The following is an 18,473-nucleotide window of genomic DNA, read 5'->3' as shown; positions in this document are numbered from 1 at the left end:
CGCGGGCCGCCCTTCTCCTTGTCGTTCCGTCCATCGCGCCGCCGATCAGGCCGCGACGCGCTCGCCCTTCGAGGCGTCCTTGGAGCCGACGACGTAGAAGTTCAGCCGGTCCGTGCCGCCCGAGATCTTCACGCGGCTCTCGTCGTGGATCTCGCCGCCGAGGATCTTCTCGGCCAGCGGGTCCTGCACCTCGCGCTGGATGACGCGCTTGAGCGGACGCGCCCCGTATGCGGGATCGTAGCCCTTCTCCGCCAGCCAGTCGCGCGCGGTGGGCTCGAGCTCCAGATCGATCTTGCGATCGACCAGGAGCTTCTCCAGCTGCTGCATCTGGATGTCGACGATGGCGCCCATCTCCGAACGGTGCAGCCGGTGGAAGAGGATGATCTCGTCCACGCGGTTGAGGAATTCCGGCCGGAAGGCGGAGCGCACCACATCCATCACCTGGCCGCGCGCGGCCTCGGCCTCCTCGTCGTCGCGCAGCGCCGTCAGGTACTCCGAGCCGAGATTGGAGGTCATGATGATGAGCGTGTTGCGGAAATCGACCGTGCGCCCCTGTCCGTCCGTCAGGCGCCCGTCGTCGAGGACCTGCAGGAGGATGTTGAAGACGTCGGGATGGGCCTTCTCGATCTCGTCGAAGAGGATCACCTGATAGGGCCGGCGCCGCACCGCTTCCGTCAGCGCGCCGCCCTCCTCGTAGCCGACATAGCCCGGAGGCGCCCCGATCAGGCGCGAGACGGAGTGCTTCTCCATGTATTCCGACATGTCGATGCGCACCATGGCCGTCTCCTCGTCGAAGAGATAGGCGGCCAGCGCCTTGGTCAGCTCGGTCTTGCCGACGCCCGTGGGGCCGAGGAAGATGAACGAGCCGATCGGCCTGTTGGGGTCCTGCAGCCCGGCGCGGGCGCGCCGCACCGCCTTGGAGACGGCCTGCACCGCATCGCCCTGCCCGATGACGCGCCGCCCGAGTTCGTCCTCCATGCGCAGGAGCTTCTCGCGCTCGCCGGCCAGCATCCGGTCCACGGGAATGCCCGTCCAGCGCGAGACGACCTGCGCGACATGGTCGGCCGTCACCGTCTCCTCGACCATCGCGACCGAGCCGTCGCTGGCCTCGGCTTCCACGAGGTCGCGCTCCAGCTGCGGGATCTCGCCATAGGCGAGCTCCCCGGCGCGCTGGAACTCGCCGCTGCGCTGGGCGATGGCGAGATCGTTGCGCGCCTCGTCGAGACGCCGCTTGAGGTCGGCGGCGCGCCCGAGCTTGGACTTCTCGGCCTGCCAGGCGGCGGTCACGCGGTCGGACTCCTCCTGAAGATCGGCGAGTTCCTTCTCCAGCCGCTCCAGCCGGCCCTTGGCCGCGTCGTCGGTCTCCTTCTTCAGCGCCTCGCGCTCGATCTTCAGCTGCATGATGCGCCGGTCCACCTCGTCCAGCGCCTCGGGCTTGGAATCGACGGCCATGCGCAGGCGCGAGGCGCCCTCGTCGACGAGGTCGATCGCCTTGTCCGGCAGGAAGCGGTCGGTGATGTAGCGGTTCGAGAGCTGGGCGGCGGCGACGAGCGCGGAGTCGGAGATGCGCACCTGATGATGCTGCTCGTATTTCTCCTTCAGGCCGCGCAGGATGGAGATCGTGTCCTCCACCGTCGGCTCGGAGACGAAGACCGGCTGGAAGCGCCGCGCGAGCGCGGGGTCCTTCTCCACATGCTTGCGGTACTCGTCGAGCGTGGTCGCGCCGACGCAGTGCAGCTCGCCGCGCGCGAGCGCCGGCTTCAGGAGGTTCGAGGCGTCCATCGCCCCGTCCGCCTTGCCCGCCCCGACCAGCGTGTGCATCTCGTCGATGAAGAGGATGATGCCGCCGGTGGCCGCCGTCACCTCCGCGAGCACCGCCTTCAGACGCTCCTCGAACTCGCCGCGATATTTCGCACCGGCGATGAGCGCGCCCATGTCGAGCGCCATCAGCTGCTTGTCGCGCAGGGATTCCGGCACGTCGCCGTCCACGATCCGGGACGCCAGGCCCTCGGCGATCGCCGTCTTGCCGACGCCGGGCTCGCCGATGAGGACCGGGTTGTTCTTGGTGCGCCGCGACAGGACCTGGATCGTGCGGCGGATCTCGTCGTCGCGGCCGATGACCGGATCGAGCTTGCCTTCGCGCGCGTCCTTCGTCAGGTCGCGGGCATATTTCTTCAGCGCCTCGTAGCCGCTCTCGGCGGAGGCCGTGTCGGCGCTCCGGCCCTTGCGCAGATCGTTGATCGCCGCGTTCAGCCCGTTGGCGGTGACGCCGGCATTCTTCAGGATCTCGGCGGTCTTGGCGGCCTTCTCGATCGTCATCGCGAGAAGCAGGCGCTCGACGGTGACGAAGCTGTCGCCCGCCTTCTTGGCGATCTCCTCGGCGGTCGCAGCGACCTTGGCGAGCGGCTGCGAGAGATAGAGCTGGGAGCCCCCGCCCGAGACGCGCGGCATGGCGTCGAGCGCGGCGTTCACCGCGAGGCGCACGTCGCCCGGACGCCCCCCGGCCTTCTCGATCAGCCCGGCGGCCATGCCCTCGGGATCGTCGATCAGCACCTTCAGGAGATGCTCGGGCGCGAAATTCTGGTGATCGCGGCCGACCGCGAGGGTCTGCGCGGCCTGGAAGAACCCGCGGGCGCGCTCGGTATATTTCTCGATATTCATGCCTGACGTCTCCCCTGTGGCGCGCCACCCTCGTCGAGGCATGGCCCGCATGGTCCGGAAAACCGGCCCCCGTCTTCGGCGGGCCGTTGGTTCACGGATATGGGAGCGCGCGGGCGGCGTGAAAAGAGGCGCGACGGGCGCGGGCCTGCAATTCGCCGGTCGGGCCCTGCGAAGGCCACGGAAACGAAAAACGGGGCGCCGCCGATGCGACGCCCCGTGCCTGACGCTGTCTCGAAAGCCTCAGCCGTTCGAGGCGAGGAGGAAGTCCGGCAGTCCGCCGCTGTCGTCGTCGCCGGACGTGTCTTCCAGCTTCTTGCGGCGCGGACGGCCGCGGCGCTTGGGCGCCTCGGCCTCGCCGGCACCGGCCTCGACCGTCGAGGCGGGCGCCTCGGTGGCCGGAGCCTGAAGCTGAGCCTCGGCGGCGGGCTGGACCGCGACGGCCTCGTCCGCCGGCGCGGCCTCGTCCTCGCGCACCCGGCGCGGGCGGCCGCGACGACGCGGCTGCGCGGCCTCGCCAGGGATTTCCTCGCCGGTCGGAACCGCCGTCTCGACGGCGGCGGCGGCGACGGGCAGGACCTCGTCCGCCTCGGGGCGCGTCACCGGCGCCTCCGGGGAAGAGACATGGCGCGCCTCGGGACGGGGCGCCTCGGCGGGAGCGGGCGCGGAAGCGGCGACCGGCGGCGCGATATAGGGCTGCGGGCCGAGCCCCCCCGGCTGCTGCGCGTTGCGGTCGCGGCGCTGGTCGCGGTCGCCCCGATTCTGGTGGTCGCGATTCGGGTTGTCGCGGGTCTGGTCACGGTCGCGATTGTCGCGGGACTGGTAGTCCCGGTTCGGATTGTCGCGGTTCTGATTGTCGCGATTGTCGCGGTTCGGCCGGTTCTGGTCGCGGTTGCCGTCGCGGGCATAGGGCTCGCGATTGCCGCCTTCGCGGTTCTGGTCGCGGTTCTCGCGCGGCTGGTAGCCCTCGCGATTGTCGCGCTGCGGGTTGCCGTCGCGATTGGCGCGGGGCTGGAAGCCCTCGCGGTTCTGGTCGCGGTTCTCGCGCCCCTGATAGGGCTCGCGCTGGCCGTTCTGGCCGTTCTGGCCATTATAGGCCGGGCGGCGGTCGCCCTGGTCGTTGCGGGCCTGGTCGCGATTCTGCTCGCTGCGGTCGGGCAGCTGCTCGAAGCGCTCGTCGCGAAGGTTGGAGAAGTCCTCGCCGTCCTCGTCCTCGTCCATCTCGTCGCGCTGGGTCTGGAACTGCCCCTGCGCGGCGGCGATGAGGCGATTGTAGTGCTCGGCGTGCTGAAGATAGTTCTCGGCCATGACGCGGTCGCCCGACACGGCGGCGTCGCGCGCCAGCGTCGTGTATTTCTCGGCGATGTGCTGCGCGTTGCCGCGGATCTTCACATCGGGACCGTTCGACTCGTAGCTTCTCGACAGCGGGTTCGGGCCCTTGCGTCCACGACCGCGCATGCGATTCTTCTGCTGCTGCCCTGGCCTCATGCTTTTCCTGTCTTTTCGGATTTGCCGGCGCTGGCCGGTTTGACCACCTCAACGGAGCGGCGAAACGCACACCCCGAACGAACCGGCCGGACGCGACGTCCGACCGCGATGGAGATTTCTAAAATTGGTTGCGCCCCTCGATGGCCCTTCGCCGGGGTGCGGACAGCCCTTCGGCCATCACGAGCGTCCCTTCGGGCAGCTGCGCGCCGGACGCGCAGACCTTGCCGAGCCAAAGGGACATTTCCCCTCGAAGTGTCGCATTTCGTGCTGGACCCTAGAGGGGAAGACCCATCCTCACAAGGGGCACGGACCGCTTTTCAACCCCTTGCGCGCGAGTTTGGCAAGCCCCGTCTCAGGCTTGCATCAGGCCCGGGACACCCGCCGGAAGCGCAGAACCCGCTCGATGCCGCCGAGATCGCGCGTCGCGCCTTCGAAGACGAACCGATGCCCTTCGCAGACGATGGCGCGGACGTCGGGCCCCTGCCCCGCGCCGATCTCCAGAAGCAGCGCGCCGTCTTCCGTCAGCACGCGCGGCGCCTGCGCGGCGATCGCGCGATAGGCGTCGAGCCCGTCCGGCCCGCCATCGAGCGCGAGACGCGGATCGTGGCCGCGCACTTCGGGCGCGAGCGATGCGATCTGCGACGACGGTATATATGGGGGGTTGGACAGGACGAGTTCAAGAGGGCCGTCGACGCCCGCGAGATAATCGGACCGCCGCAGCGCCAGCCGGTCGGCGACGCCGGCGCGCCGCGCGTTCTCCCCCGCCGTCGCGAGCGCGTCGTCGCTGATGTCGACGGCGATGCCGGTCGCGGCCGGAAACAGCGCGAGCAGGGAGACGGCGATCGCGCCCGTGCCGGTGCCGATGTCGCAGAAGCGCGCCGCCCTCCGGCGACGCAGGACGGCGTCCAGTTCGCGGCGCGCGGCGTCGACGAGGATCTCGGTGTCCGAGCGCGGCTCGAGCGTTCCCGGCGAGAGGAGAAAGTCGTGCTCGTAGAACGGCCGGCGCCCGACGATGCGATAGACCGGCTCGCGCGCCAGCCGCCGGTCCACCCATTGCGCGAAGCGGGCCTGCGCCTCGTCCGGCACGAGAACATGGGCATTGGCGGCGAGGATGCCGGGCTCGAGGCCGAGGCATTCGGCGAGCAGCAGGCGGGCGTCGAGATCGGGCGTGTCGAGCCCGGCCTCCCGGAACCGCGCGCCCGCCCCGCGCAGGAGCCCAGCGGCGTCCGCCATCTCAGCCCTCGCCGCCCATGCTCGCCAGGAGCGCCGCCTGATGGTCGGCGACGAGCGCGTCGACGAGTTCGCCCATCTCGCCCTCGATCACCCGGTCGAGCTTGTAGAGCGTCAGGTTGATGCGGTGGTCGGTGACGCGCCCCTGCGGGAAATTGTAGGTGCGGATGCGCTCCGAACGGTCGCCGGACCCGACCTGGCTGCGGCGAGCGGCGGAGCGCTCGTCGTCGGCGCGCTGGCGCTCGGCGTCGTAGAGGCGGGCGCGCAGGACCTGCATGGCGCGGGCGCGGTTCTGGTGCTGCGACTTTTCCGAGGAGGTCACCACAATGCCGGTCGGCAGATGGGTGATGCGCACCGCCGAGTCGGTGGTGTTGACGTGCTGGCCGCCGGCGCCCGAGGAGCGCATCGTGTCGATGCGGATGTCCTCGGCCCGGATCTCGACATCGATGTCCTCGGCCTCGGGCAGCACCGCCACCGTCGCGGCGGAAGTGTGGATGCGCCCGCCCGATTCCGTCGCCGGCACGCGCTGCACGCGGTGCACGCCCGATTCGAACTTCAGTTTCGAGAACACGCCGACGCCCTTGATCGAGGCCACGACCTCGCGATAGCCGCCGGCCTCGCCTTCGCTGGCGGTGAGGATCTCCACCTTCCAGCGGTTCAGTTCGGCGTAGCGCTGGTACATGCGCATGAGGTCGCCGGCGAAGAGGCCGGCCTCCGAGCCGCCGGTGCCGGCGCGGATTTCCAGGATGACGCCCTTCTCGTCCGCCGCGTCCTTGGGCAGGAGGAGGAGGCGGATCCGGTGCACGAGCCCGTCGATGCGCTCGCGCAGGTCGTCGATCTCGAGGCTCGCCAGATCGCGCATCTCGCGGTCGGCGCCGGGATCCTCCAGCATCTCGCGGGCCTGCGAGAGCTCCACCTTCGCCTCGCGATAGGCGCGGATGGCGGCGACGACGTCCTCGAGGCCGGAATAGTCGGCCGCCAGCCGCGCATAGGTCTCGTGGTCGGGTCCCGACGCCATCTCCGCCTCCATCGAGGCGAAGCGGTTCAGGATTTCGTCCATCGTGCTTTCGGGCAGGCTGGCCATGAGGTCTCGGATCGCGATGCGGGAAGGAGACGGCCGGCGGCGCCCGAGGCGTCGCGGCCGGGGCCCGGAGCGAACCGGGCGGGGCGCCGGAGCGCCCGGCTAATAGGGGATGGCGTGCGTCTCGGCGAAGCGCACCAGCACCTCGCGCATCGAGGACGCGGCGCCCGGCGCCCGCATATGCGCCTCCATCTCGGCGGCGAGCGCGCCCGCGTCGAGCGAGGTCAGCATCTCCTTCACCGGGCCGATGGCGGGCGGCGACATGGAGATGGAGCGGAAGCCAAGGCCGATGAGGGCCATGGCCGAGAGCGGGCGCCCGGCCATCTCGCCGCAGAGCGTCACCGGCACGCCGTGCCGGTTGCCGGCGTCGAGGATCGCCTTCAGCGCCCCGAGGAAGGGCTTGGACAGATCGTCGTAGCGCGTGGCGACGCGGGCGTTGCCACGGTCCACGGCGGAGAAGAACTGGAAGAGGTCGTTGGAGCCGATCGAGACGAAATCCACCGCCTCCATCAGCGCGTCGAGCTGGAAGAGGAGCGCGGGCACCTCGATCATCGCGCCGACCTTCAGGACCTCCGGCACCACATGGCCGAAGCGGCGCAGGTGGTCGATCTCGCGCTCGATGAGGTCGCGCGCCTGATGCACCTCGAAGACGTCGGTGATCATCGGGAACATGATGCGCATCTCGCGCCCGGCGGCGGCCTTCAGGAGCGCGCGCAGCTGCGTGCGCATCAGGCCGGGGCGGTCGAGCGAGAGGCGCACGGCGCGGTAGCCGAGGGCGGGGTTCTCCTCGGGCGACTGGCTGAGATAGGGCAGTACCTTGTCGCCGCCGACATCGAGCGTGCGGAAGGTCACGGGCCGCCCGTCCGCCGCGTCGAGCACGGCCGAGTAGAGGCGCTGCTGGTCGCTGGTGCGCGGCATGGTGGAGGCGACCATGAACTGCAGCTCGGTGCGGAAGAGGCCGATGCCCTCCGCGCCCGATTCGGTCAGCTGCGGCAGGTCCACGAGGAGACCGGCATTCATCATCATGTGGATGGGCACGCCGTCGCGCGTGACGGCGGGGCGCTCGCGCAGCGAACGGAAGCGCTCCTGCCGGCGGGCGCGGAACTTCACCTTGTCGCCGAACACGGCCTCGACCTCGGGCGGCGGGCGCAGATGCACGCCGCCGTCCTCGCCGTCGACGATGATCGCGTCGCGGTTCTCGGCCATGGAGACGGCGCCCTTGGCCTGTCCGACGACGGGAATGCCGAGCGCGCGCGCCACGATGACGACATGGCTCGTCGTGGCGCCCTCCTCCAGGACCAGACCGCGGATCTGGTCGCGGCGATAGTCGAGGAGTTCGGCCGCGCCCATGGAGCGGGCCACGATCACCGCGTCCTTGATGCCGTCGATGAGGTCGTCGCGGCCGATGAGCTGGCGCAGGAGGCGGTTGGCGAGATCGTCGAAATCGTGCAGGCGCTCGCGGATATAGGGGTCGGTCATGTGCATCATGCGCGCGCGCATGTCCGACTGCACCTTCTCCACCGCCGCCTCGGCCGTCAGGCCGTTGCGCACCGCCTCCTCCAGCCGGCGCACCCAGCCCCGGTCGTTGGCGAACATGCGGTAGGCCTCGAGCACGGCGCGGTGCTCGCCCTCGCCCGCCACGTCGCGGCGCGAGAGCATGCTCTCGATGGAGGAGCGCAGGAAGCCGAGCGCCACCGTCAGCCGGTCGACTTCCGTCTCGCCGTTCTCGTTGAAGAGGTTCGTCACCACGACGCGCGGCTCGTGCAGGACGACGTGGCCGAGGCCGATCCCCTCCGACAGCGGAATGCCGGTGAAGGAGACGGGCCGCGACAGGTCGAGGACGACGCCCGGCCGCGACAGGCCCTCGAGGCTTCCGGCCGCGATCATCTCGGCGACGACCATGGCCACCGTCTCCAGCGCCTCCAGTTCCTCCTCGCGATAGTTGCGGGCGGCCTTGTTCTGGACGACGAGCACGCCGAGCGTGCGCCCGGCGCGCAGGATCGGCACGCCGAGGAAGGAGTGGAAGATCTCCTCGCCCGTCTCGGGCAGATAGGTGAAGGCGGGATGGTTCTGCGCTTCCGAGAGGTTCAGCGCCCGGGCGGTGGCGGCGATCGTGCCGACGAGGCCCTCGCCGAGCTTCAGCTGCGCCAGATGCACCGAGCCCGGATTGAGGCCCTCGGTGGCGTAGAGCTCGAGCACGGAATCGGCGCGCAGCACGTAGAGCGAGCAGACCTCGGCCACCATGTTGCGGGCGATCAGCTTGACGATCTGGTCGAGACGCGCCTGCGGCTCGAGAGGCTCGGCCATGAGCTCCCGGATGCGGCGCATCAGAACGCGGGGACCGGAGGAGTCGCTTCTGATCAAACCCATATCCCGTTCGCGGCAAGCCGCGCTCCTGAAGGGCGCTGCGGGGGCTCCCCCGCGGAAGGCGCGCCCTCCCCTGTCAGATCACATATCGGATGCTTGCCGGAATTGAAGGGTTCGGCAAGAGAAGCCTGGCATTAGCGCACAGTCCTAGACGGCGCCCGCCCGGTCGAGCCCGTAGGCCGCATGCAGGGCACGCACGGCCAGCTCGGTATATTCGCCGTCGATCAGGATCGAGATCTTGATCTCCGACGTCGTGATCGCGCGGATGTTGATGCCGCGGCTGGCGAGCGCGGTGAAGGCGGTGGCCGCCACGCCCGTGTGGCTGCGCATGCCGATGCCGATGACCGAGACCTTGGCGAGGCCCTGCTCGCTCTGGACCGCATCGTAGCGCATGTCGGCCTTGGCCTTCTCGATCACGGCATTCGCCTTGGCGAGGTCGGCGACGGGCACGGTGAAGGTCATGTCCGTCGAGGAGCCCGATTCGGAGATGTTCTGCACGATCATGTCGACATTGACGCCGGCCTCGGCCAACGGCGCGAAGATGGCCGCGGCGATGCCGGGGCGGTCGGCGACGCGGCGCAGCGAGATCTGCGCCTCGTCGCGTGCATAGGCGATACCGGTGACGAGCTGCTGTTCCACGATCTCTTCCTCGTCGCAAATGAGGGTGCCGGGGGGATTGAGAAGATCGCCCATGCCGGGGGCGTCCGGGTCCTCGAAGGAGGAGCGCACGAAGGTGCGCACCTTATGCACCATGGCGAGCTCGACGGAGCGCACCTGCAGCACCTTGGCGCCGAGCGAGGCCATCTCCAGCATCTCCTCGAAGGAGATGCGGCTCATGCGCCGCGCCTTGGGCTCGATGCGCGGATCGGTCGTGTAGACGCCGTCGACGTCGGTATAGATGTCGCAGCGGTCGGCCTTCAGCGCCGCGGCCACCGCGACGGCCGACGTGTCCGAGCCGCCGCGCCCGAGCGTGGAGATGCGGTTGTCGGGCGCGATGCCCTGGAAGCCGGCGATGACGGCGACCTGCCCCTCGCCGAAGCGGCGCACGAGTTCCGATCCGTCGATCTCGGCGATGCGCGCCGCGCCGTGCGCGCCGTCGGTGCGCAGCGGGATCTGCCAGCCCTGCCAGGACCGCGCGTTGACGCCCATGTTCTGCAGCGTGATCGCCAGAAGCCCGGCCGTCACCTGCTCGCCGCTGGCCACGACCGCATCGTATTCGCGCGCATCGTGCATGGGCGAGGCCTCGCGGCACCAGGCCACGAGCTCGTTCGTCTTGCCCGACATCGCCGAGACGACGACGGCGACCTGATGGCCGGCATCGACCTCGCGTTTGACGTGGCGGGCCACGTTGCGGATGCGGGCGATGTCGGCGACCGAAGTGCCGCCAAATTTCAGGACAAGACGCGCCATCGGGACAGTCATGGGTTCCAGGGCGCCGGCGGAAGGCCGGCGCGTGTTCGAGGGCCGCGCGGCTTTCGCCGGGGAAGGCACCCCGTGCGCGGCAGGCGGCCGGCAGTAGCGTCTTTGCCGCCGCGAAGCAAGGCGAGCCGGCCGCGCCCGTTCCGGCGCCGGCTTCCCGAAGGACCTAGGGCCGCGGGCCGGGCGATACTGCTCCGTTCCACTGACGGATTGTTAGGGGTCCATGACGATACTGGTCGCGAAGGAGCGTCCGAAATGTCCGCCAGACCCCTGTTCTTCGCCGCTCTGATGGCGCTGTGCACCGGCAGCGCACGGGCGGAGACGCTGAACCTCCTGATCTGGGAATCCTATATCGATCCCAAGGTGATCGAGGACTGGACGGCGCGCACGGGCGTGGAGGTCCATCAGATCAACTACGACAGCGGCGACGGGCGCGACGAGATCCTCGCCGATCCCAACAGCGACGTCGATCTCGTGGTGATCGGCGAGAACAGCGCCCGCCTCTTCGGCCGCCGCGGCATCCTGGAGACGGTGGACGAGGCGAGGACACCGGCCGCCGGCGAATACGCCCCGGACTGGCGCGCGCGCTGCGCGGGCTTCGGGCTGCCCTATCTCTGGGGCACGATGGGCATCCTCTATCGCGACACGCCCGGCATGGAAACGCCGCGCTCCTGGAGCGACCTCCTGGAACCGGCGCCCGCCCTCAAGGGCGCCGTCGCCATGTTCGACGACCACAACGAGACCTTCGTGGCGCCGCTCGTGATGCTCGGGCGCTCGGTCAGCACGTCCGACAAGGCGGTCCTGGCCGAGGCCTTCGAGGTGCTGAAGCGTCAGGCGCCCTCGGTCCTGACCTACAGCTACGTCGTCACCGCCTCGCAGGACCCCGTCATCGGCCCGAAGATCCGCATGGCGCTCGGCTATAGCGGCGACCAGCACGTCCTCAACGCCCGGGCCGGCTCGCCCGGCGACTGGCGCTACGTGGTGCCGCAGGAGGGCACGCTCTCCTGGCTCGACTGCCTTTCGGTGCGCGCCGGCTCGCCCCGCAAGGCGCTGGCGCTCGACCTCTTCCAGCACCTGAGTTCGGCTCCGAGCGCGCTCGCCAACGCCCGTGCGCTCGGCATGCCGACCGCCAACCAGGTGGCGCTGGCGCAGCTGCCGGACGACATCCGCAACGATCCCGCCGTCTACCCGCCCGACGACGTCCTCGCGCGCAGCCAGACGCAGGAGGAACTGTCGGCGGATTCGGTGCAGACGCGTCGGCGCATCATCAGCGCATTGGCGAATTTTCAGTGAAGCTCACCAGCCGCGCGCTCCTCCTGATCTTTCCGGTCGTCCTGACGAGCTACGCGCTCGCGGCGATGACGATCTACATGGTCCAGCGCGACTCGGTGCAGCGGCTCGAGGAGACGCGGCTGCGCCAGCAGCTGAGCCACCTGTCGCTCCTCTACAGCAACGACGAGACGATCAATCGCGGGCTGCTGGAGCTCCTCGTCAGTTCCTCGACGCTGCGCGTCTTCGTGCAGGAGGCCGATACGGGCTTTCGCAGCAACGCGCTGAGCTCGCGGCTCGAGGAGACGATCCGCCAGCTCAGCGACGACCCGCAGAAGTTCATCTCCTTCGCGCTCTACCGGACCACGCAGGCGCCCGAATTCTACTTCGAGAACAGCAGCGATCCCTTCGCCGAGATCTCGCTCGCCCAGCTGAACCAGGCGCGCGCCCTCGTCTCCTCCGCGCGGCTCTCGTCCAGCGCCCTCGTCGACCGGGACGGGCAGAGCGCGCTCATCGTCTCCTCGGTCCGTCTCGATCCGGTCACGATGGGCCGGCCGGTCGGCGGCGGCATCGCTCGGGCGATCACCGTCCAGACCGCGATCCGCCCCGCCCGCTTCCTGCAGCTGCGCCAGGAGATGGAGCGCGAATACGGCGCGAAACTGGAAATCTCCACCGACTGGCGCGCGGCCGAGGACGGCATCTCCGCCTCGGCGGCGCTCGGCAGCGGGCTGGTCATGCGCCTCACGGCGCCGGCCTCCTACACGACCGAGCGGCTGGACGGGCTGAAGCTCATGCTCTGCGCCGGCACGATCGTCATGAGCCTCCTGTCGATCTGCCTCCTCATCCTCCTCGTGCGCCGCTTCATCATCCACCCGGTCTCCGATCTCGACCGCCAGGTGACCGAGGTCATGCAGGGGCAGCGCGGATCGATCACGATCAGCGTAGCGCCGGGCGAGGTCCAGACCCTCGCCGGCAACGTGAAGCGCCTCCACGACGACGTGGCCTCCTCGCTGCGGCGCATCGGCGAGGCGGCTTTGACCGACACGCTCACGGGCATCAGCAACCGCGCCCATTTCAACATCCTCGCCGCCGCCTCCATCGAGGCGGCGGACGCCGACGGCAGCGGCCGCGCCCTCCTCTTCATCGACGTCGACAACTTCAAGTTCGTCAACGACCGCTACGGCCACGAGGCGGGCGACGAATTGCTGGCCGCTCTGGCCGCCCGCATCGAGGACGCGGTGCGCCGGGTCGGCGGGCCGGATGCGATCGTGGCGCGCCTGTCGGGCGACGAGTTCGCCGTGATGCTGCGCACGCCCGAGGGGATCGACAAGGAGCAGGAGATCGCCGACGCGATCCTCTCCCATTTCGAACGCGGCTTCGACGTCTCGGGCGAGCGCTTTCCCGTGGCCGTCTCGATCGGCATCGCCAGCTATCCGGGCAGCGCGACCTCGCTGGCCGAGCTCGTGGCGGATGCCGACGCGGCGATGTATCAGGCCAAGGCGCGGGGCAAGAACCGCGCCGAGCGCTTCGGTCCCGAGATCAGCGCCCAGCGCTCGCGCGCCCGCCAGATCCAGACGGAACTGCGCCGCAACGATCCCGATCAGGAGTTCCGCGTCGTCTACATGCCGACGGTGGACGCGCTCGGCCGCGTTTCGAGCTGCGAGGCGCTCATCCGCTGGACCTCGCCCCGGCTCGGCGCCGTCGGTCCGGACGAGTTCGTGCCCATCGCCGAACGCAACGGGCTCTTCAGCAAGATCGATCGCTGGATGGTGGACCGCGCGCTGCGCGACCATCGGCAGCTGCAGGCCTGGTTCGGCCGCGACCTCGTCCTGTGCGTGAACCTCTCCTCGGCCGAGCTGCACGGCACCGAGATCCACGGCTACATCGCCGAGCGCATGGCCGCCTACGGCGTGGAGCCCCGGCTGGTCGAGCTGGAGCTGACCGAGACGGTGGCGGTCGGGGCGACGCGGGAAGTCACGGCCAACGTCGCGGCGCTGCGCGCCTCCGGCGTGCGCATCGCCATCGACGATTTCGGGGCCGGCTACACCTCGGTCCAGCAGATCATCGAATACAGCGCCGACACGATCAAGCTCGACCGCTTCTTCCTGGAGCGCATCGTCGAGCAGAACTCGCAGACGACGCTCGACGCGCTCGTGGCCCTCTGCCACGCGCAGGGGCTCTGCGTGGTGGCGGAAGGCGTGGACACGGCGCGCAAGCAGGAGATGCTCGCCAGCGCGCGCTGCGACCTCTTCCAGGGCTACGGCATCAGCCCGCCGCGCTCGCTGGAGGATCTCGGCATCTGGGCGCTCGGTCGCGCGAGCCGCACGGCGCCGGCCATCGAATGCGAGGCGCGCCTCCTCGCCTGAGGCGCTCCGGGCGCGCCCGCCCGCGACCGCGCGGCGCGCTTGACTTTCGCCCGCCGCGGCGAACATCCCTGACCTGTTGCGAAGGGGTCGAGGAAGTTCAATGAGCGTTCAGCCGGGCACGACGATCGATGCGGACGAGATCGAGCGCTTCTCGCGCCTCGCGGCCGAATGGTGGAACCCCAAGGGCAAGTTCCGCCCGCTCCACCGCTTCAACCCCGTGCGCCTCGACTATCTGCGCGAGCAGATGGCGCTGAACTTCTCCCGCGACCTGCGCTCGACGCGGCCCTTCGAGGGCCTGTCGGTTCTCGACATCGGCTGCGGCGGCGGGCTGATCTGCGAGCCGATGGCCCGGCTCGGCGCCTCCGTGGTCGGGGCCGACGCCTCGCAGACCAATATCGAGGTCGCCAAGCTCCATGCCGAGACCGGCGGCCTCGACATCGACTACCGCGCGACCACGGCCGAGGCCATCGCCGAGGGCGGCGAGCGCTTCGACGTCGTCCTGGCGCTGGAGATCGTCGAGCACGTCTCGGACGTTCCGCTGTTCCTGTCCTCCTGCGCCACGATGGTGAAGCCCGGCGGGCTGCTCGCGGTCGCCACCATCAACCGCACGCTGAAGGCCCTGTCGCTCGCCATCGTCGGCGCCGAATACGTCCTGCGCTGGCTGCCGCGCGGCACCCACACCTATTCCAAGCTGGTGCGGCCGGAGGAGATCTCGCGGCCGCTGGAGGCGGACGGCCTGACGATGATCGACGAGACCGGCGTCGTCTACCACCCGCTCGCCGACGAATGGCGCCGCTCGCGCGACCTCGACGTGAACTACATGCTGCTCGCGCGCCGGCCCGCCTGACGATCAAATTTTGCGCGGCCGGCCTTGACGCGGGATCGCTTTGCTCCAGCGCCCGTCGCAAGCGCAAGTCATTGGTGCAAGGAGAATTTTTGCCCTCCGCGAGGCTCGAAACGGAGCCCTCCTGCAAGCCCAGCGCAAGCGTCGTCCGCCATTGTAAGGATCACAAAGGAGGCGCGTTGCACGCCTCCGGCCGATTGCGTTGATGAGCGGCGGGGCACGAGAGAATCGAGGACGGCATGGTTTCTTCAAACCGAGACGGAATCCCGAACGAAGCCTCCTGCCCGGTGGAGTTGGAACTCCTGGCGCTCCTCCTGCGCTCGGACGAGCGCACGCGCCAGGCGCTGATCCTGAAGCTCGACGGCCGCGTCCGGGCGGCGCTCGCCTTCTTCTGCTACAACCGCGCGCACCTGCGCTCCCTCGCCTTCCGCATCGCCGTCCTGTGCGAGATCAAGGACCTGCGCGTCCTCGGCGGCATGAAGGGCGACCTGATGCTCGAACAGGCCCGCAGCGCCGCGCCGGGCGACGGCGACGGCCCGACGCGGCACAAGGGCGTGACGCTCGCGCGCAGCGCCCGGGGCTGAGGCCCGCCGCCGCGAGAGGATTTCTCGGCGGGACCAATGATGGGCGCGGGAGCGCGCGCCGGCTCAGGCGCCGGCCGGCGTCTCGATCTTGTCGAGCGGACAGGGCACGCCCTTGCGCTCGCAGCGGCGCCGGTAGTTCAGCGACCAGCGACCGAAGCGGCCGGCCGCTTCGATGCGCGCCACGAGCATGACGAAGAAGGCCTTCTTCTCGGCCTTGCCGTCCAGCCGCTTGAAGGACTTCTTCTCCGCCTTCGTCATGAAGCAGCCGGCGCAGAGCTTGTCCGGTCCGCGAAACTTGCACACGTCGACGCAAGGGGACGGGGCGTCGGCCCAACGCTTCTTCAAAGTCCTACTCCGCGATAGGCGATGGGGAGACGGCGCGGATCGCCACGCCGTGAAACAGGTTGCGCGCCGCCGCTCGGTGCGCTCCGGTTCGTCAATTGTGGTCCTCTGGCAAAGGCATCAGCGGCATGGCGGCGATGCCCTCCTCGGCGAGCGCGTCGACCTCGCGCCGCGAGGCCTCGCCGAAGATCTGCCGCCGGTCGCTTTCCCCGTAATGGATGCGCCGCGCCTCCTCGGCGAAGCGCGGTCCGACATTTTCGGCGCCCGCCTTCAGCCGGCGCGTCGCCGCCTGCAGCTCGCCGAAGAAGCGGGCGGCATCGGGATGGGCGAAGGCGGCGGCCAATTCCGCCGGACCCGGCAGGGAAGGCGCGGCGGGGGCTTCGGCGGCGGAAGCCGACGCCTCGCCCTGCGACGGCGACGGCGCTCCGCGGGCCGGCTCGCCGCGCGCGATCGAGGGCGCCATCAGCGCCTTGGCGACGGTCGTCGCCCCGCAGTCCGGGCAGGTCACGAGCCCGAGCTGCACCTGCCGATCGAAATCGGCGCCCGAGCGAAACCATCCATCGAAGCCGTGGCCCGCGGGCTCGCAACGCAGATGGAAATGGATCATTCCGCCGCCTCGAGCGCTCCCGTCACGCTGACGCGGGCGCCTCCCTCTCCGACCGCGAAGGGCCGGGCATTCCTGAGATTGGGGATCTTGGCCCGGGCCTCGGCCACCTTTGCAGTGTCGATCTCGGCGACGGCGATGCCGGGCGCGTCGCCATCGACTTCGGCGACGATGCGGCCCCAGGGATCGACGATCAGCGAATGGCCGTAGGTCTCGCGCCCGTCCTCGTGCAGGCCGCCCTGCGCGGCGGCGAGGACATAGGCGCCGTTCTCGATGGCGCGGGCGCGCAGGAGGACATGCCAATGCGCCTCGCCGGTCTGGCGCGTGAAGGCGGCCGGCGCTGTGAGGATCTCGGCGCCCGCCAGCGCCTCCTCGCGGAAGAGATGGGGGAAGCGCATGTCGTAGCAGACCGCGAAGCCCAGGCGGGTCCGCCCGCCGCCGATCTCGAGATCGGCGAGCGCCGCGCAGGCGCCCGGCCGATAGGTGCGCGACTCGCGCCAGCTCTCGCCATTGTCGAGATCGACGTCGAACATATGGATCTTGTCGTAGGTCGCCCGGCGCGCGCCGTCCGGCCCGAACAGGAAGGCGCGGTTGGCCACGCGCCCGTCGCCGAGATCGATCGCCGTCGAGCCGACATGGAGATAGAGCCCGTGCCGCTCGGCCAGACGCGCGGCGGCGGATACGACGAGATCCTCCGCCTCGGCGCGCAGCTCGGCGTTCAGCCCGGCCCTGTCGCGCTGCACCATGCCCGTCATTTCAGGGCTCTGCGCATAGGACGCGCCGGCCTCGGCGGCCCGCGCCACGAGTTGCTCCAGCGCCTCGACATTGGCCTTCGGGTCGACGCCCGAACGCATCTGGAGAACGGCGGCCTTGAAGACGGTCATGGACGTTTGCCCCTCGAGATTCGGCTCAGGCGGCCAGAAGCGCGTCGAGCTTGCCGGCGCGCTCCAGCGCGTGCAGGTCGTCGCAGCCGCCGACATGGGTCTCGCCCACGAAGATCTGCGGAAAGGTCGTACCGCCGTTGGACCGGGCGAGCATCTCCTTGCGCAGGCCCGGCTCGAAGGTCGCGTCCTTCTCCGTGTAGGCCACGCCCTTGGAATCGAGAAGGCTCTTGGCGCGCGCGCAGTAGCCGCAGAGCTGCCTCGTGTAGATCGTTACGTCAGCCATCGCCGGGATCCCGTGTTCGTCTCCTCGACGATATGGCCGTCCGCGCCGCCGGCCGCAACCCTGGCGAAGACGAGGACGTCCACCGCCCGCGCCCCGGCGCGCTTCAGCGCCCGCGTCGCCGCGCCCGCGGTCGCCCCGGTCGTGTAGACGTCGTCGACCAGGAGGACGCGCCGGCCCTCGATCTCGCCGCGCCGGGCCGGCGGCACGTGGAACGCGCCCTTCAGGTTCGTCTCGCGCTGGCCGCGCGTCAGTCCCACCTGGCTCTGCGTCGCCTTCACGCGCACCAGCGCGCGCGGCGCATGGACGAGCCGTCCGCCACGGGCGGCGTCGAGGGCCGCAAGGCGCCGGCCGAGCTCGGCCGACTGGTTGAAGCGTCGGCGCCAGAGGCGGCGGCGGTGCAGCGGCACCGGCACGATGCAATCGGCCTCGGCGAGGAGCTCGGTGCCCGCGCGGTCCATCCAGCCGGCCATCAGCGGCACGAGGTCGGTGCGGTCGCGATATTTCAGGGAGGCGACGAGATGGCGCGCGAGATCGCCGTAGAGGACGGCGGCGCGCAGGCGCTCGAAGGGCGGCGGCTCGGCGATCGCCTCCGCCGAGAGGAAGCCCTTGCCGAGATCGTAGGCGAAGGGCAGGCCGAGCGCCTCGCAGTAGGGGCGCTCGATGAAGGTCAGCGCCAGCCAGCATTGCGGGCAGACCGCGTCCGCGCTCGATACCGCGCCACCGCAGCCCGCACAGACCGGCGGAAACAAGAACCGCGCGAGCGTTCCGGCCAGAACCGCTCCGCCATGGACGAGAATGCGCATGGATGCCGCCCGAACTTCGCCGTCCGTCCAGGTCGCCGGCCTCCCCGCCGCGCGGCCCGTCCGCGACGCGCCTCCCACCGGGCTTGACGATACTCCGAACCGGTTCAGCTACAAGCACCCGCCGATGCGACACCGGCGACCGACCGCCCGATGCGAGATGCCGTGACCGACGCCCCCGCCGCCCCCCCTTCCCCGAACGCGCCGCCGAGCCCCGCGGCCGAACGCCGCCCGCTCTTCGACCGGCCGCTGCT

General features: G+C 70.1%; 15 protein-coding genes. 4 read left to right on the top strand and 11 right to left on the bottom strand.

Annotated features, from left to right (window positions below):
• Nucleotides 1–45 precede the first annotated feature (45 nt).
• The 6 genes from clpB to ASG48_RS05695 form a co-directional block, all read right to left on the bottom strand.
• Complete coding sequence (gene clpB, locus ASG48_RS05720) at nucleotides 46–2,661, bottom strand: ATP-dependent chaperone ClpB (RefSeq protein WP_055846561.1); 2,616 nt, start codon at nucleotides 2,659–2,661, stop codon at nucleotides 46–48.
• A gap of 240 nt (nucleotides 2,662–2,901) precedes the next feature.
• Nucleotides 2,902–4,146 (bottom strand): DUF4167 domain-containing protein, encoded by a 1,245-nt coding sequence (locus ASG48_RS05715; protein WP_082529270.1) that lies wholly within the window; start codon nucleotides 4,144–4,146, stop codon nucleotides 2,902–2,904.
• Between the two features lie 363 nt (nucleotides 4,147–4,509).
• Nucleotides 4,510–5,379 (bottom strand): peptide chain release factor N(5)-glutamine methyltransferase, encoded by an 870-nt coding sequence (gene prmC / locus ASG48_RS05710; protein ID WP_055846555.1) that lies wholly within the window; start codon nucleotides 5,377–5,379, stop codon nucleotides 4,510–4,512.
• A gap of 1 nt (nucleotide 5,380) precedes the next feature.
• Nucleotides 5,381–6,460 carry a peptide chain release factor 1 gene (prfA, locus tag ASG48_RS05705; protein WP_055846552.1) on the bottom strand — a complete coding sequence of 360 codons (1,080 nt, stop codon included), beginning with the start codon at nucleotides 6,458–6,460 and terminating at the stop codon, nucleotides 5,381–5,383.
• 99 nt (nucleotides 6,461–6,559) lie between these two features.
• The gene (ptsP, locus tag ASG48_RS05700) at nucleotides 6,560–8,818 is read right to left on the bottom strand and encodes a phosphoenolpyruvate--protein phosphotransferase (protein WP_055847889.1); all 2,259 of its coding nucleotides are present in this window, start codon (nucleotides 8,816–8,818) and stop codon (nucleotides 6,560–6,562) included.
• Nucleotides 8,819–8,971: 153 nt separating this feature from the next.
• Entirely contained in the window at nucleotides 8,972–10,234 is a 1,263-nt protein-coding gene (locus ASG48_RS05695) for an aspartate kinase (RefSeq protein WP_055846549.1), read from the bottom strand.
• Nucleotides 10,235–10,498: 264 nt separating this feature from the next.
• On the opposite strand from ASG48_RS05695, the gene ASG48_RS05690 reads away from it, so the two are divergent.
• The 4 genes from ASG48_RS05690 (at nucleotide 10,499) to ASG48_RS05675 (ending at nucleotide 15,306) form a co-directional block, all read left to right on the top strand.
• The gene (locus ASG48_RS05690) at nucleotides 10,499–11,536 is read left to right on the top strand and encodes a spermidine/putrescine ABC transporter substrate-binding protein (RefSeq protein WP_055846547.1); all 1,038 of its coding nucleotides are present in this window, start codon (nucleotides 10,499–10,501) and stop codon (nucleotides 11,534–11,536) included.
• A complete protein-coding gene (locus tag ASG48_RS05685) occupies nucleotides 11,533–13,878 on the top strand; it encodes a bifunctional diguanylate cyclase/phosphodiesterase (RefSeq protein ID WP_055846544.1) in 2,346 nt (781 codons plus the stop codon). The genes ASG48_RS05690 and ASG48_RS05685 overlap by 4 nt, the downstream gene beginning before the upstream one ends.
• 100 nt (nucleotides 13,879–13,978) lie before the next feature.
• On the top strand, nucleotides 13,979–14,725 hold the full coding sequence (ubiG, locus tag ASG48_RS05680; RefSeq protein ID WP_055846541.1) for a bifunctional 2-polyprenyl-6-hydroxyphenol methylase/3-demethylubiquinol 3-O-methyltransferase UbiG: 747 nt from the start codon (nucleotides 13,979–13,981) through the stop codon (nucleotides 14,723–14,725).
• A gap of 236 nt (nucleotides 14,726–14,961) precedes the next feature.
• Nucleotides 14,962–15,306 (top strand): hypothetical protein, encoded by a 345-nt coding sequence (locus ASG48_RS05675; RefSeq protein WP_156381465.1) that lies wholly within the window; start codon nucleotides 14,962–14,964, stop codon nucleotides 15,304–15,306.
• A 63-nt stretch (nucleotides 15,307–15,369) separates the two neighbouring features.
• On the opposite strand, the gene ASG48_RS05670 is transcribed toward ASG48_RS05675, so the two are convergent.
• The 5 genes from ASG48_RS05670 to ASG48_RS05650 all read right to left on the bottom strand — a co-directional run bounded on the left by ASG48_RS05670 (nucleotide 15,370) and on the right by ASG48_RS05650 (nucleotide 18,222).
• A complete protein-coding gene (locus ASG48_RS05670; RefSeq protein WP_055846535.1) occupies nucleotides 15,370–15,651 on the bottom strand; it encodes a DUF1289 domain-containing protein in 282 nt (93 codons plus the stop codon).
• Between the two features lie 91 nt (nucleotides 15,652–15,742).
• Nucleotides 15,743–16,255 (bottom strand): DUF1178 family protein, encoded by a 513-nt coding sequence (locus ASG48_RS05665; protein WP_055846531.1) that lies wholly within the window; start codon nucleotides 16,253–16,255, stop codon nucleotides 15,743–15,745.
• Nucleotides 16,252–17,136, bottom strand: a complete 885-nt coding sequence (locus ASG48_RS05660) for a carbon-nitrogen hydrolase family protein (RefSeq protein ID WP_055846529.1) — start codon at nucleotides 17,134–17,136, stop codon at nucleotides 16,252–16,254. Before ASG48_RS05660 ends, ASG48_RS05665 begins: the two co-directional genes overlap by 4 nt.
• A 25-nt stretch (nucleotides 17,137–17,161) precedes the next feature.
• Nucleotides 17,162–17,419: a glutaredoxin 3 gene (gene grxC, locus ASG48_RS05655; RefSeq protein ID WP_055846527.1), complete on the bottom strand. Its 258-nt coding sequence runs from the start codon at nucleotides 17,417–17,419 to the stop codon at nucleotides 17,162–17,164.
• Nucleotides 17,407–18,222, bottom strand: coding sequence for a ComF family protein (locus tag ASG48_RS05650; RefSeq protein WP_055846522.1), 816 nt, complete (start codon nucleotides 18,220–18,222; stop codon nucleotides 17,407–17,409). The genes grxC and ASG48_RS05650 overlap by 13 nt, the downstream gene beginning before the upstream one ends.
• Nucleotides 18,223–18,473: the final 251 nt, after the last annotated feature.

This window comes from Aurantimonas sp. Leaf443 (assembly GCF_001425575.1).
Lineage (GTDB): Bacteria > Pseudomonadota > Alphaproteobacteria > Rhizobiales > Rhizobiaceae > Leaf443.
Note: the sequence above shows the minus strand (reverse complement) of the source record. Positions and strands in the feature narration are given on the sequence as shown.

Excerpts from the sequence above, each read along its gene's own strand:
- clpB (WP_055846561.1), bottom strand. The coding sequence starts at position 2,661 with ATGAATATCGAGAAATATACCGAGCGCGCCCGCGGGTTCTTCCAGGCC.
- ASG48_RS05715 (WP_082529270.1), bottom strand. The coding sequence starts at position 4,146 with ATGAGGCCAGGGCAGCAGCAGAAGAATCGCATGCGCGGTCGTGGACGC.
- prmC (WP_055846555.1), bottom strand. The coding sequence starts at position 5,379 with ATGGCGGACGCCGCTGGGCTCCTGCGCGGGGCGGGCGCGCGGTTCCGG.
- prfA (WP_055846552.1), bottom strand. The coding sequence starts at position 6,460 with ATGGCCAGCCTGCCCGAAAGCACGATGGACGAAATCCTGAACCGCTTC.
- ASG48_RS05695 (WP_055846549.1), bottom strand. The coding sequence starts at position 10,234 with ATGGCGCGTCTTGTCCTGAAATTTGGCGGCACTTCGGTCGCCGACATC.
- ASG48_RS05690 (WP_055846547.1), top strand. The coding sequence starts at position 10,499 with ATGTCCGCCAGACCCCTGTTCTTCGCCGCTCTGATGGCGCTGTGCACC.
- ubiG (WP_055846541.1), top strand. The coding sequence starts at position 13,979 with ATGAGCGTTCAGCCGGGCACGACGATCGATGCGGACGAGATCGAGCGC.
- ASG48_RS05675 (WP_156381465.1), top strand. The coding sequence starts at position 14,962 with ATGGTTTCTTCAAACCGAGACGGAATCCCGAACGAAGCCTCCTGCCCG.
- ASG48_RS05665 (WP_055846531.1), bottom strand. The coding sequence starts at position 16,255 with ATGATCCATTTCCATCTGCGTTGCGAGCCCGCGGGCCACGGCTTCGAT.
- ASG48_RS05660 (WP_055846529.1), bottom strand. The coding sequence starts at position 17,136 with ATGACCGTCTTCAAGGCCGCCGTTCTCCAGATGCGTTCGGGCGTCGAC.
- grxC (WP_055846527.1), bottom strand. The coding sequence starts at position 17,419 with ATGGCTGACGTAACGATCTACACGAGGCAGCTCTGCGGCTACTGCGCG.
- ASG48_RS05650 (WP_055846522.1), bottom strand. The coding sequence starts at position 18,222 with ATGCGCATTCTCGTCCATGGCGGAGCGGTTCTGGCCGGAACGCTCGCG.